At 70.9% G+C, this 12,836-nt stretch carries 14 protein-coding genes and 1 rRNA gene; all 15 read left to right on the top strand.

The window, feature by feature from the left end; genetic code table 11:
* Positions 1-78: ribosomal RNA gene (rrf, locus tag BGO45_RS11435) — 5S ribosomal RNA — on the top strand; the annotation flags it as partial.
* A gap of 173 nt (positions 79-251) precedes the next feature.
* Positions 252-1,037: a hypothetical protein gene (locus tag BGO45_RS11430; protein ID WP_292694311.1), complete on the top strand. Its 786-nt coding sequence runs from the start codon at positions 252-254 to the stop codon at positions 1,035-1,037.
* Positions 1,037-1,696 carry a tetratricopeptide repeat protein gene (locus BGO45_RS11425; protein ID WP_292694308.1) on the top strand — a complete coding sequence of 220 codons (660 nt, stop codon included), beginning with the start codon at positions 1,037-1,039 and terminating at the stop codon, positions 1,694-1,696. Before BGO45_RS11430 ends, BGO45_RS11425 begins: the two co-directional genes overlap by 1 nt.
* Positions 1,693-2,730, top strand: coding sequence for an HAD-IIA family hydrolase (locus BGO45_RS11420; RefSeq protein ID WP_292694305.1), 1,038 nt, complete (start codon positions 1,693-1,695; stop codon positions 2,728-2,730). Before BGO45_RS11425 ends, BGO45_RS11420 begins: the two co-directional genes overlap by 4 nt.
* A 19-nt stretch (positions 2,731-2,749) precedes the next feature.
* Complete coding sequence (locus tag BGO45_RS11415) at positions 2,750-2,911, top strand: hypothetical protein (RefSeq protein WP_292694302.1); 162 nt, start codon at positions 2,750-2,752, stop codon at positions 2,909-2,911.
* Entirely contained in the window at positions 2,908-3,708 is an 801-nt protein-coding gene (locus tag BGO45_RS11410; protein WP_292694299.1) for a TlyA family RNA methyltransferase, read from the top strand. The genes BGO45_RS11415 and BGO45_RS11410 overlap by 4 nt, the downstream gene beginning before the upstream one ends.
* The gene (locus BGO45_RS11405) at positions 3,705-4,625 is read left to right on the top strand and encodes an NAD kinase (RefSeq protein WP_076490793.1); all 921 of its coding nucleotides are present in this window, start codon (positions 3,705-3,707) and stop codon (positions 4,623-4,625) included. Before BGO45_RS11410 ends, BGO45_RS11405 begins: the two co-directional genes overlap by 4 nt.
* Positions 4,622-6,322 carry a DNA repair protein RecN gene (gene recN, locus BGO45_RS11400; protein ID WP_292694295.1) on the top strand — a complete coding sequence of 567 codons (1,701 nt, stop codon included), beginning with the start codon at positions 4,622-4,624 and terminating at the stop codon, positions 6,320-6,322. The genes BGO45_RS11405 and recN overlap by 4 nt, the downstream gene beginning before the upstream one ends.
* A gap of 132 nt (positions 6,323-6,454) precedes the next feature.
* On the top strand, positions 6,455-8,164 hold the full coding sequence (locus tag BGO45_RS11395) for a CTP synthase (protein ID WP_076490791.1): 1,710 nt from the start codon (positions 6,455-6,457) through the stop codon (positions 8,162-8,164).
* A gap of 1 nt (position 8,165) precedes the next feature.
* Positions 8,166-8,744, top strand: coding sequence for an NUDIX hydrolase (locus BGO45_RS11390; RefSeq protein ID WP_292694292.1), 579 nt, complete (start codon positions 8,166-8,168; stop codon positions 8,742-8,744).
* 1 nt (position 8,745) lies between these two features.
* On the top strand, positions 8,746-9,675 hold the full coding sequence (gene xerD / locus BGO45_RS11385) for a site-specific tyrosine recombinase XerD (RefSeq protein WP_292694289.1): 930 nt from the start codon (positions 8,746-8,748) through the stop codon (positions 9,673-9,675).
* Between the two features lie 80 nt (positions 9,676-9,755).
* The gene (locus BGO45_RS11380) at positions 9,756-10,658 is read left to right on the top strand and encodes a ParA family protein (protein WP_292694286.1); all 903 of its coding nucleotides are present in this window, start codon (positions 9,756-9,758) and stop codon (positions 10,656-10,658) included.
* On the top strand, positions 10,642-11,478 hold the full coding sequence (locus BGO45_RS11375; RefSeq protein WP_076490788.1) for a ScpA family protein: 837 nt from the start codon (positions 10,642-10,644) through the stop codon (positions 11,476-11,478). Before BGO45_RS11380 ends, BGO45_RS11375 begins: the two co-directional genes overlap by 17 nt.
* Positions 11,468-12,067 carry an SMC-Scp complex subunit ScpB gene (scpB, locus tag BGO45_RS11370; protein WP_292694282.1) on the top strand — a complete coding sequence of 200 codons (600 nt, stop codon included), beginning with the start codon at positions 11,468-11,470 and terminating at the stop codon, positions 12,065-12,067. Before BGO45_RS11375 ends, scpB begins: the two co-directional genes overlap by 11 nt.
* A complete protein-coding gene (locus tag BGO45_RS11365) occupies positions 12,064-12,825 on the top strand; it encodes a pseudouridine synthase (protein WP_076490786.1) in 762 nt (253 codons plus the stop codon). The genes scpB and BGO45_RS11365 overlap by 4 nt, the downstream gene beginning before the upstream one ends.
* The last annotated feature ends 11 nt before the right edge of the window (positions 12,826-12,836 follow it).

Raw genomic sequence — 12,836 nt, 5'->3', positions numbered from 1 at the left:
CCGAACCCGGAAGCTAAGCCTCTCAGCGCCGATGGTACTGCAGGGGGGACCCTGTGGGAGAGTAGGACACCGCCGGACTTCTTCTAAGACGAAATGGCCACCCAACGCTGGGTGGCCATTTCGCATATACGGACACAATTCCGGGGAGAGGATCGTCATGTCGAACGACGACGCGAACGAGCGTAACGTCAACGGAGGTCGCTCTGACGACCGATCCCGGCCCCGATCCTCTTCGGGCGGCGGCTCGGATCGTGGCCGTCCTGCCCGTGATTCCTCCGCCCGGCCGTTCCGTCGGGACGATGATCGGTCCGCGCGTCCTCGTCGTGACGGCGACGATCGCGCCCCCCGTCGTTCGGGCGACGACACATATCGCCCGCGTCGCGACGGCGCCGGCGCACCGCGATCGTCGGGGAGCGACGGACGTCCCCGCCATGACGGTCAGGGACGCTCGGCGAATGCCGGAGGTTTCGATCGCCCGCGTCGGGACGGGGATTCGCGTCCCTTCCGACGTGAGGGCGGTTCGGCTGATCGCCCGCGTCGCGATGGTGATGCACGGCCTTTCCGACGTGAAGGCGGCTCGGCTGATCGCCCGCGTCGCGATGGTGATGTACGTCCGTTCCGACCGCGTTCCGAGGGTGGTGATTCGCGTCCGTACCGTCCGCGTTCCGAGGGTGGTGATTCGCGTCCGTACCGTCCGCGTTCCGAGGGTGGTGATTCGCGTCCCTACCGTCCGCGTTCCGAGGGCGGTGACTCGCGTCCCTACCGTCCTCGTTCGGACGGCCAGGATTCACGTCCTTACCGTCCGCGTGGTGAGGGCGGCGATCGCCGGCCGTCCGGAGACCGTCGACCGGGCGCCGGTGCACCGCGCCGTTTCGATCGCACGGACGGCCGCGCTACACGCCCTCCCCAGGATCAGCGTGAGCGGGGCCCCGCGATCCCCGAGGAGGTCACCGCGCGTGACCTGCCGGGAGCGGCTCGCAACGAGCTCAAGACGCTCAGCAAGGACAATGCGGAGAACGTCGCTCGCCATCTCGTGATGGCATCCCGTCTGATCGATGACGACCCTGCGCTCGCGCATCAGCACGCGCTGGCTGCATCGCGCAGCGCCGGGCGTATCGCGATCGTGCGGGAGACGGTGGCGATCACGGCCTATGCCATCGGCGACTTCGCTCTCGCGCTGCGCGAACTGCGGACTCACCGTCGGATCTCCGGATCGGACGAACAGCTGCCCCTGATCGTCGACAGCGAGCGCGGGGTCGGGCGTCCCGATCGGGCCCTCGAGGAGGGACGATCCGTCGACCGCTCGACCCTCCCCACTGCCGTGCGGGCGCAGTTGGCGATCGCGATGTCCGGTGCTCGTCTGGATCTCGGCGAGCCGGAGCGGGCTCTGCAGGAGCTCGACATCCCCGAAGCCGACCCGGATCGTGCTTTCGAGTGGAGCCCCGCGCTCTTCGCGGCGCGCGCCGCGGTGCTCGAGGAGCTCGGACGCGACGATGAGGCCGCCGAATGGTTCCACCGCGCGGAGATCGCGGCGGACGCACTCGATGCGGCCGCCGGTGTCGCGGACCGCGAGGTGATCGTGGTCGAGGAGATCGATCTCATCGACGATGACGGTGGGGTGGACGTGGCATCCGGGGTCATTCCCGTACAGGATGCCGACGAGGGTGAGGACGGCACCGAGGGCGAGAAGCGATGATCTTCGGACGGAGCAAGGCGGAGCCCACACCGCTCGAGGGCGTCGATGTCATCCTCGCCGACCTGGATGGTGTGGTGTATGCCGGTCCGGGTGCGCTTCCCCACGCGGTGGACAGCCTCAACCGGGCAGCCGACGAGGGCCGCCGTCTCGGCTTCATCACGAACAACGCGTCGCGGACGGACGCCTCCGTCGCCGAACACCTGACGTCGCTGGGCCTGCGCGTCGCGCCCGAGGAGGTCGTGACGAGTCCCCAGGCGGCGATGCGCCTCTTGGTGGAGCTCGTGCCCGCGGGATCCACTCTGCTGGTCGTCGGGGGAGAGGGCCTCGTCGTCGAGGTCGAGAAGGCGGGATTCGTCGTCACGCGGAGCGCGGACGACGCGCCCGCGGCGGTCGTCCAGGGGTTCGCCCCCGAGGTCGGGTGGAAGCAGCTCGCGGAGGCGGCGTACGCCCTCGCCACTCCGATCGAAGAAGGCGGCATCCCCTGGATCGCCACGAACACCGACTGGACGATCCCGCAGGCGCGCGGGATCGCTCCGGGCAACGGCACGCTGGTCTCCGCCGTGCACACGGCCGTCGGTCGTCTGGCGACGGTGGCCGGCAAACCGGAGCGGGCGATCTTCGACGTCGCGGTCGCCCGTACGGGTGCGCGGTCGCCGCTGTTCATCGGCGACCGACTCGATACCGACGTTCAGGGTGCGCGCGCGGCGGGGATGGCCTCGGTGCACGTTCTGACCGGAATCGACCGGCCGAAGCAGCTGCTCGCCGCAGCGCCGAATCAGCGACCCGACTACATCGTCGAGGACCTGCGGCAGCTGTTCGAACCGTACCCGGCTACCATCGTGAAGGGCGAGCGGACCCGCGTCGGCGATGCCGTCGTCGAGATCGACGGCGTCGACCTGCGCGTCGTGTCCGACGGAGGACGGCAGATCGACCTCCTGCGGGCGGGTGCAGCCGCCATCTGGAACTCGGGTCGGGCGATCTTCGGATTCCGCGTCCCCGAGCAGTTGTACGCAGACCCGTTCCGCGTGCGGTGACGCCGATACGATGGCATCCATGTCGGATGACAGCCAGACCGATGCCGGCGCCGAACTGATCGATCGTCTGCGCATCATCGAGGAACAGCCGCTCGAGGCGCGCGCCGACGCCTACGCCGCGCTGCACGACGAACTCTCGCGCCGGCTCGAGGCGGGGGCCGTGGCGCCCTCCGACGGATGAGCGGGCGTCTGGATGCCGAGCTCGCCGCCCGCGGTCTCGCGCGCTCGCGCACACATGCCGCGCAGCTGATCGCGGACGGTCTCGTGACCGTGGACGGTCGCGGCGTGGTCAAGCCGTCGGTGCGCGTGGAGGACGACGCGCGCATCGAGGTGGCCGTCGCCGACCACTACGTCAGCCGCGGGGCCCACAAGCTCCTGGCCGCGCTCGACGCCTTCGGACTCGACCCGTCCGGACGCGTCGCACTCGACCTCGGTGCTTCCACGGGAGGTTTCACCCAGGTCCTGCGGGAGCGCGGCGCGAGTCCGGTGATGGCCGTCGACGTGGGGCACGGGCAGTTGTCCCCGGCCGTCGCCGACGACGCCGGGGTGGTGTCGGTGGAGGGGTATAACGTGCGGTTCATGACCGCCGAGAACCTCGCCGGCGCGACCGGGGTGACGGAGCGTCCGTCGATCGTCTCGGGCGACCTCTCCTTCATCTCGCTGCAGCACGTGCTGCCCGCCGTGGCGGACACCGCGGCGCCCGGCGCCGACATCGTCCTGCTGGTGAAGCCCCAGTTCGAAGTCGGCCGTACCGCCGTGAAGGGCGGTCTCGTGACCGATCCCGCGCTGCGCGCGGACGCCGTGCACGGTGTGCTCTGGGCGGCATGGGACGTGGGCCTGCGGACCGCGGGGATCATCGCCTCGCCGATCGTCGGCACGCATGGCAACCACGAGTACGTGGCGTGGTTCTCGGACGCCCGCGGCACCGACCCCTCAGAATGGGAGAGCACCGTGACCCGACTGACCGGAAGCCGATGACCCCCAGCGAACGCCGAATCCTGCTCGTCGTCCACGCGCGACGCGACGACACCGTGGAGGCCGCGCATCGCGTCCTGACCGCCGTGCGCGCGGCCGGCGCGGTGCCCGTCGTCTCGGCCGAGGACCGTCCCGAGCTCGCCGAACGGCTGCCCCTCGACGGGGTGGAGACGCTCGGCGTCGACGCCGGAGTGGAAGACCTCGAACTCGCGATCGTCCTCGGGGGCGACGGAACCATCCTGCGCGCCGCCGAGACGGTGCGCGGCGGCACCGCGCCGATCCTCGGCATCAACATGGGACACGTCGGCTTCCTCGCCGAGATCGAGCGCGACGACATGGACGACGCCGTGCGGCGCGTCATCGCCCGTGACTACCGCGTCGAGGAACGCCTGGCCCTCGCGGTGAAGGTCCTGGACTCCGACGACCGCGTCATCTTCGAGACCTGGGCTCTGAACGAGGCCACGGTCGAGAAGGCGAGTCGCGAGCGCATGCTCGAGGTGGTCATGGAGGTCGACGGCCGGCCGCTGTCGTCGTTCGGATGCGACGGCGTCGTCATGGCGACCCCGACCGGGTCGACCGCCTACAACTTCTCCGCCGGTGGACCCGTCATCTGGCCCACCGTCGAGGCCATCGCGGTGGTGCCTCTGTCCGCCCACGCGCTCTTCGCCCGGCCGCTCGTCGTGAGCCCGGATGCCACGGTCGCGGTGGAGGTCCTCGAACGCACCAGCGGGAGCGGCATCCTGTGGTGCGACGGACGGCGCTCGCACGAACTGCCGCCGGGGGCCCGCGTCGTCGCCCGCCGTTCGTCGCGGCCCGTGCGCCTCGCGCGCCTGCACCCCGCCGCGTTCACCGACCGTCTGGTACGGAAGTTCCGGCTGCCCGTGACGGGCTGGCGGGGCGCGCTGGGAGGCATGCCGTGATCGAGGAGATGCGGCTGCGCGACCTCGGCGTGATCGCCGACGCGACGCTGCCGATCGGACGCGGATTCACCGCCATCACCGGGGAGACCGGCGCGGGCAAGACCATGGTCGTCACCGGTCTCGGGCTGCTGCTCGGCCAGCGCGCCGATTCCGGCGCGGTGCGTTCCGGCGCGTCGCAGGCGGCGGTCGAGGGGGTGTGGGTCGTGCCGGAGGACGGCCCCGTCGCCGCGCGCGTGCGCGAAGCCGGGGGAGACGTCGAACCTCTCGGCGACGGCGCCGCGGAGCTGTACCTCGGGCGCACCGTCTCGAGCGAGGGCCGCGGTCGGGCCACCGTGGGCGGACGGACCGCGCCGGCGGGCGTGCTCGCCGACCTCGCGGACGACCTCGTCGTGGTCCACGGACAGTCCGATCAGCTGCGGTTGCGCTCGGCATCCGCTCAGCGCGAAGCGCTCGATCGCTTCGGCGGAGAACCGGTCACCGCCGCACGTACCGCGTACCGGACCGCGTGGGAGACCTGGCGCGAACTGGACGCCGAGCTGACGACGCTGACGGCGGACCGCGACGGGCGCGCCCGCGAGGCCGAGGAACTGCGCGCGGCGATCGCCGAGATCGAAGCGGCCGCACCGATCGCGGGCGAGGAGGAGGATCTCGCGCGTCGCGCGGAACGACTCGCGAACGCGGAGGAGCTGCGCATCGCCGCGGTGAGTGCCCACGCGGTGCTCTCCGGCGGTGACGACGGCCCCGACGTGGTGACGCTGCTCGCCGAAGCGCGGCGGGCGCTGGAACGCGTGTCCGCCAGCGATGCGGCCCTCGCGGCGATCGGTGAGCAGGTCGCCGATCTGGGGTACCGCGCCGCGGATGCCGCCGTCGCTCTGTCCGGCTATCTCGCCGATCTCGACGAGTCCGGGCCGCACGAACTCGCCGCGGTCGACGAGCGGCGCGGCGTCCTGGCGGCGCTCGCCCGCGTCCACGGCACGGTGGATGCCGCGATCGCGCTGTTGGAGACGGGATCCGCCCGACTGCTCGAACTTGACGACGACGGCGATCGCATCGAGCGCCTGGTTGCGCGGCGCGATGCGGCCGCCGCAGACCTCGACGCCGCGGCCGAGGCGCTCACCGCGGCGCGATCGGAGGCCGCGGCACGGCTCGGCGCCGCCGTCACCGAGGAGCTGCACGCCCTCGCGCTGCCCGACGCGAAGCTGACCGTCGAGGTCGCGCCGTCGTCCACGCCAGGAGCGCACGGTCGCGACGACGTGGCGATCCTGCTGGCCCCGCACCCCGGCGCCGACCCGCGCCCCGTCTCCCGGGGCGCGTCCGGCGGCGAGCTGAGCCGGGTGATGCTCGCGATCGAGGTGGTCATCGCGGGGGTCGACCCGGTGCCCACGTTCGTGTTCGACGAAGTGGATGCCGGGATCGGCGGCGCCGCCGCGATCGAAGTGGGACGACGACTCGCCCGACTCGCGGAGTCGTCGCAGGTCATCGCGGTGACGCACCTCGCGCAGGTCGCGGCTTTCGCCGGCAACCATCTCACCGTCGTCAAGGGCAACGACGGCGCGGTCACGGCATCCAGCGTCCGTCGTCTGGAGGGCGCCGAACGCGAGGCCGAGATGGCCCGCCTGCTCTCGGGTCTCAGCGACTCGGACGCCGCGCTCACCCACGCGCGCGAGCTCCTGCAGACCGGCCGCGCCGCCGATTGACCCCGAGCCCGCGACACGGGATCGTCACGTCGGGGTGACACGCGTGTCGGTGGTCGATGCCAGACTTCCCTCAACGCGCGGAGCGCTCCGCGCGGCCACCCTCCGAGACGACTGATAGGATCGAAGCCCGTGATGCAGACTTCGGACGCGGGACATTCAGACGACAACACCACGGCATCGACCTTCACGACGAAGCACATCTTCGTCACCGGAGGAGTGGTCTCGTCACTCGGCAAGGGCCTGACGGCGGCAAGCCTCGGCAACCTTCTCACGGCGCGCGGACTCCGCGTCGTCATGCAGAAGCTCGACCCCTACCTCAACGTGGATCCGGGCACGATGAACCCGTTCCAGCACGGTGAGGTGTTCGTCACCGACGACGGGGCTGAGACCGACCTCGACATCGGTCACTACGAGCGCTTCCTCGACATCGAACTGAGCCAGGCGGCCAACGTCACCACCGGCCAGATCTACTCGCAGGTCATCGCCCGAGAGCGTCGCGGCGAGTACCTCGGCGACACCGTGCAGGTCATTCCGCACATCACCGACGAGATCAAGCGCCGTATGCGGCTGCAGTCGACCGAGTCGCCGCAGCCCGACGTGATCATCACCGAGATCGGCGGCACGGTCGGCGACATCGAGTCGCAGCCGTTCATCGAGTCGGCGCGACAGATCCGCCACGAGCTGGGGCGCAAGAACGTGTTCTTCGTGCACGTTTCGCTGGTGCCGTTCATGGGAGCCTCGGGCGAGCAGAAGACCAAGCCCACGCAGCACTCCGTCGCGGCACTGCGATCGATCGGCATCCAGCCCGACGCGCTCGTGCTGCGCAGCGACCGGCCCGTCACCGAGTCGAACAAGCGCAAGATCGCCCTCATGTGCGACGTCGACGAAGACGCGGTCGTGAACGCCGTCGACGTGCCGAGCATCTACGACATCCCGACGATGCTGCACGATCAGGGCCTCGACGCGTACATCGTCGACGCTCTCGACATCGACAAGGCGGCCGACGTCGACTGGTCGCGCTGGCAGCGTGTGCTGCAGGCGGTGCACAACCCCAAGCACGAGGTCACGATCGGTCTGGTCGGCAAGTACATCGACCTCCCCGACGCCTACCTGTCGGTGACCGAGGCCATCAAGGCCGGCGGCTTCGCGCAGGAGACCCACGTGAAGATCACGTGGATTCCCTCCGACCTGTGCGAGACGCCCGAGGGTGCGGCGAAGGCCCTCTCGGCGGTCGACGGGATCATCGTGCCCGGCGGCTTCGGCATCCGCGGGATCGAGGGGAAGCTCGGCGCGCTGCGGTTCGCGCGCGAGCAGGGGATCCCGACCCTCGGCATCTGCCTGGGACTGCAGTGCATGGTCATCGAGTACGCGCGCACCGTCGCCGGTCTCGAGGGAGCCTCGTCGAGCGAGTTCGACCCCGACACCGTGCACCCCGTCGTCGCGACGATGGCGGAGCAGGTCGACATCCTCCAGAGCGGCGACCTGGGCGGCACGATGCGCCTCGGCCTCTACCCCGCGGCACTCGCCGAAGGATCGCTCGCGGCCGAGGTGTACGGGGCCCCGCAGATCTCCGAGCGCCACCGCCACCGGTACGAGGTCAACAACTCCTACCGCCAGCAGCTCAGCGACGCGGGCCTGGTGTTCTCGGGCCTGAACCCCGACCTCGACCTGGTCGAGTTCGTCGAGCTGCCGCGCGACGTGCACCCGTACTACATCGCCACGCAGGCGCACCCCGAGCTGCGCTCGCGTCCCACCCAGCCGCACCCGCTGTTCCGCGGCCTCGTCGGCGCGGCGCTCGAGCGCCACCGTTCGAGCGAGCTGTTCGACGTCGAGGAGGACTGACATGGAGTCGCTGCGCGACGAGCCCGTCGACCTGGAGGTCGTCGCCAGCGACCTCGTGTTCCAGGGCGCGGTGTGGGATCTCCGATCCGACACGGTCAAGTACGGCGACACGGAGATGACCCGCCAGTACGTCGAGCACCCCGGTGCTGCTGCCGTGGTCGCGCTGGACGACGACGGTCGCGTGGTGCTCATCCAGCAGTACCGGCAACCGATCAAGGAGCGCGACTGGGAGATCCCGGCCGGACTCCTCGACGTGGCGGGAGAGCCGCCCCTCGAGACCGCGAAGCGCGAGCTGACCGAAGAGGTCGATCTGGCCGCGGAGCGCTGGCAGCACCTCGTGTCGGTGCACACGACGCCCGGCGGCAACGACGAGGTCGTGCACCTCTTCCTCGCCCGCGGGCTGTCCGACGTGGTCACCGACTACGAGCGCGAGCACGAGGAGTCCGACATGCGCGTCGAGCGCGTCCCGCTGGCCGACGTGATCGACGGGGTGCTCGAGGGGCGTCTGCGCAACGGCATCCTGGCCACCGGAGTGCTCGCCGCCGCCGAGGTGCTGCGCCGCGAGGCCGCGTCGGCCTGACGTGGAGCTCGAGCGGGCGGTCGAGACGTACCTCCGACACGTCGCGCTCGAGCGGGGCCTGTCGGACCACACCGTCGCCGCGTACCGCCGCGACCTGGCGGTCTACACGACATGGCTGGTGGCGCGGGGCGTCGTTGACACGGCTGCCGTGACCCCGGCGATGGTCGCCGAGTTCGCGGCCGAACGGGCGTCGACGGAACCGCCTCCCGCGGCCTCGTCCCTGGCCCGGCTGCAGTCATCGGTGCGGGGTCTGCATCGCTTCCTCGTGCGTGAGGGACGTGCGGAAGACGATCCGAGCGGAAGGCTCCGCCCTCCGAAGGCCCCGCGTCGGCTGCCCAAGGCGCTGTCGATCGCGCAGGTCGAGCAGTTGCTGGATGCCGCGGGCCCCGCGCCGGGGTCGGCGGACGCGACCGCGGCGGATCCGTCGGCCGTCCGCGACCGTGCTCTGCTCGAGCTGTTGTACGCGACGGGCGCGCGCGTGTCGGAGATCGTGCAGCTCGACGTGGACGACACCGCGCACGGCGACGTGCTGCGCGTGCGCGGCAAGGGCGCGAAGGAGCGGATCGTCCCGGTCGGCTCCTACGCCCGCGCCGCCGTGGAGGCGTACCTCACGCGCGTCCGCCCCGCGTGGGCGGCGAAGGGACGGGCCACTCCGCGGCTGTTCCTCGGGGTCCGCGGGGCGCCGCTGTCGCGACAGAGTGCGTGGCTCATCATCCAGGCCGCCGCCGAGCGGGCGGGGCTCACGGCGCACGTCTCGCCCCACACCCTCCGTCACTCGTTCGCGACGCATCTGCTGCAGGGCGGCGCCGACGTGCGCGTGGTGCAGGAACTCCTCGGGCACGCCTCCGTCGCCACGACGCAGATCTACACGCACGTCTCGGTCGACGCCCTCCGCGACGTCTACGCGACGGCCCACCCGCGGGCGCGGTGAGCATCGGCGGCCCGGAACGGCGGTGCTCACCGCGTGGTCTCCCAGCGGGCGCCGGGCTGACGAGTAGACTCGACCGCGTTATGACGAAGGCGGGAGACTCGGTGTCGGCGAGCACGAAGGGGACGGCGAAGAGCACGGACGAGGTCATCATCGGACCCACCGGACGGCCGTACCGCGGATTCCCGACCCCGGCGAAGCTCGACAGCCACGGCCCGGCCCGCATCATCGCCCTCTGCAACCAGAAGGGCGGCGTCGGCAAGACGACGACGACCATCAACCTCGCCGCCTCGCTCGCGGGCTACGGCCGTCGCGTTCTCGCTGTCGACTTCGACCCGCAGGGTGCACTGTCGGCGGGGCTCGGCATCCAGACGCACGACGTCCCGACGATCTACGACCTGCTGCTCGACACCAAGCGCGACCCGCGCGAGGCGATCGTGCACACGCGCGTCGAGGGCCTCGACCTGATCCCGGCGAACATCGACCTGTCGGCCGCCGAGGTGCACCTGGTCAACGAGGTCGCTCGCGAGACGATCCTCGCCCGGGTGCTCCGCAAGGTCGCCGCCGACTACGACGTCGTGCTCGTCGACTGCCAGCCCTCGCTCGGCCTCCTCACCGTCAACGCGCTCACCGCCGCCCACGGCGTGCTGATCCCGCTGGAGTGCGAGTTCTTCGCGCTGCGCGGCGTCGCTCTCCTCATCGAGACGATCGACAAGGTGCGCGACCGGCTCAACCCCGCCATCGAACTCGACGGCGTCCTGGCCACGATGTACGACCCGCGCACCCTGCACTCCCGTGAGGTGCTGGAGCGCGTGGTCGAGGCGTTCGGCGACGACGTCCTCGAAACGGTCATCGGGCGCACGGTGAAGTTCCCGGATGCCTCGGTCTCGGGCATGCCGATCACGGAGTTCGCGCCCGAGCACGCCGCCGCGCAGGCCTACATGCGGTTGGCGCGGGAGCTGGTCGCCCGTGGCGCCGTCGCCTGACGACAGCTCGCCCGCCACGACGCCCGAGGGCGTCGACCCCGTCGGTTTCCGCGTTTCGCTGCCGGTGTTCGACGGGCCGTTCGACCTCCTGCTGAACCTGATCTCGGCGCACGAGCTCGACATCACCGAGGTCGCGCTCAGCCGGGTCACCGACGAGTTCATCGCCTACCTGCGCGCGATGGGACCGGAGGGCGACCTCGACGAGGCATCCGAGTTCCTCGTCGTGGCGGCGACGCTGCTCGACATGAAGATCGCCGGGCTCCTCCCGCAGGGGGAGCTCGTGGATGCCGAATCGGTGGCGCTCCTCGAAGCCCGCGACCTGCTCTTCGCGCGCCTGCTGCAGTACCGGGCGTTCAAGGAGGTGTCGGCCTGGTTCGCGCGCTCGCTGCAGCGCGAGGACCGGCGTCACACGCGGAACGTGCGGTTGGACGAGAAGTACCGCAGCGCCGTCCCCGAGCTCGTGTGGACGCTCAGCGTCGAGGACTTCGCGGCGCTCGCCGTGGTCGCCCTCGCGCCGAAGCAGCCGCCGACCGTCGGCCTCGACCACCTGCACGCGCCGTTGGTGAGCATCCGCGAGCAGGCCGCGATCGTCGTGACGCTGCTGCGCGGATCGGGCACGTTGAACTTCCGCGACCTCGTCGCCGGGGTGACGCAGACGGGGGTCGTCGTGGCGCGTTTCCTCGCGATCCTCGAGCTGTACCGCCACGCCGCGCTGTCGTTCGAGCAGCTCGAACCGCTGGGGGAGCTGACCCTGCGCTGGACCGCCGAGAGGTGGTCGGAAGAGAACCTCGCCGCCCTGGGAGCCGACTATGACCGATGACTCCACCGCGCCGCCCGCGCGTCCGAACGACACGGCATCCGTCGCCCGCCGGCTGGAGGCGATCCTGCTGATCCTCGACGAGCCGCAGAGCCTCGTCTCGCTCGCCGCGGCCGTGGGCGCGCCGGTCCCGGCCGTGCGCCAGGCGATCGAGGGGCTCGTCGCCGACTACGACGGCGAGGCCGGTGGCCCCCGCCGCGGCTTCGAGCTGCGCGAGGTCGGGGGCGGGTGGCGGCTGTACGTCCGCGAGGAGTACGACGACGTGGTGGGGGAGTTCGTGAACACGCAGGCTCCGTCACGCCTCTCGCAGGCCGCGCTCGAGACCCTGGCCGTCATCGCGTACAAGCAGCCCGTGACGCGGGGGCAGGTGGCATCCATCCGCGCCGTCAACGTGGACTCGGTCGTCCGGACCCTGCTGGCCCGCGGACTCATCACCGAGGTGTTCACCGACCCCGACACGGGGGCGATCCACTACGGGACCACCGACCAGCTGCTGGTCAACCTGGGCATCAACTCGCTCGACGAGCTGCCCCACATCTCGCCGTTGCTCGACGACGGCGCGGACGGATTCGATGGAGAGGTGCTCAGATGAGCGAAGAGGGCGTACGACTGCAGAAGGTGCTCGCGAACGCCGGGGTGGCGTCGCGCCGGGTCGCGGAGGAGATGATCGTCGCCGGTCGCGTGCGGGTGAACGGCGCGGTCGTCACCGAGCTCGGTTCCCGCATCGACCCGGAGACCGACCTCGTCGACGTCGACGGCACCGCCATCCAGCTGGACGCGTCCAAGCGCTACGTGATCCTGAACAAGCCCACGGGGGTCGTCAGCTCGATGAGCGATGACCGCGGGCGGCCCGACCTGCGCCAGTTCACGAAGGACTGGGAGGAGCGTCTGTTCAACGTCGGACGTCTGGATGCCGACACCTCGGGGCTCCTCGTCCTCACCAACGACGGGGCGCTGGCCCACGTGCTCGCCCACCCCTCGTTCGGCGTCACGAAGGTGTACATCGCGAAGGTCGAGGGGCAGGTGCTGCCGCAGACGATCCAGCGACTGATCAAGGGCGTCGAGCTCGAGGACGGGCGGATCGCGGCCGACAAGGCGCGGCTGCTGGACTCCTCGCGGGGCGAGAGTCTGGTGGAGCTGACGCTGCACTCGGGGAAGAACCGGATCGTGCGACGCATGATGGCCGAGGTCGGTCACCCCGTGGTCGAACTGGTCCGGCGCCAATTCGGTCCGCTTCACCTGGGAACTCTCCCGGTGGGGAAGGCCCGCGAGTTGACTACAGTAGAACGTGGCGCACTGCTCACGCTGTCTCGTCGAGACGGCGACACTCCGGCCGCTCCGGCCGAGTGACCCCGGTGCGC

It is taken from the genome of Microbacterium sp. 71-36 (assembly GCF_001898305.1).
GTDB lineage: Bacteria > Actinomycetota > Actinomycetes > Actinomycetales > Microbacteriaceae > Microbacterium.
The sequence above is the reverse complement of the archived record's forward strand: the minus strand, read 5'-3'. Positions and strand labels throughout refer to the sequence as shown.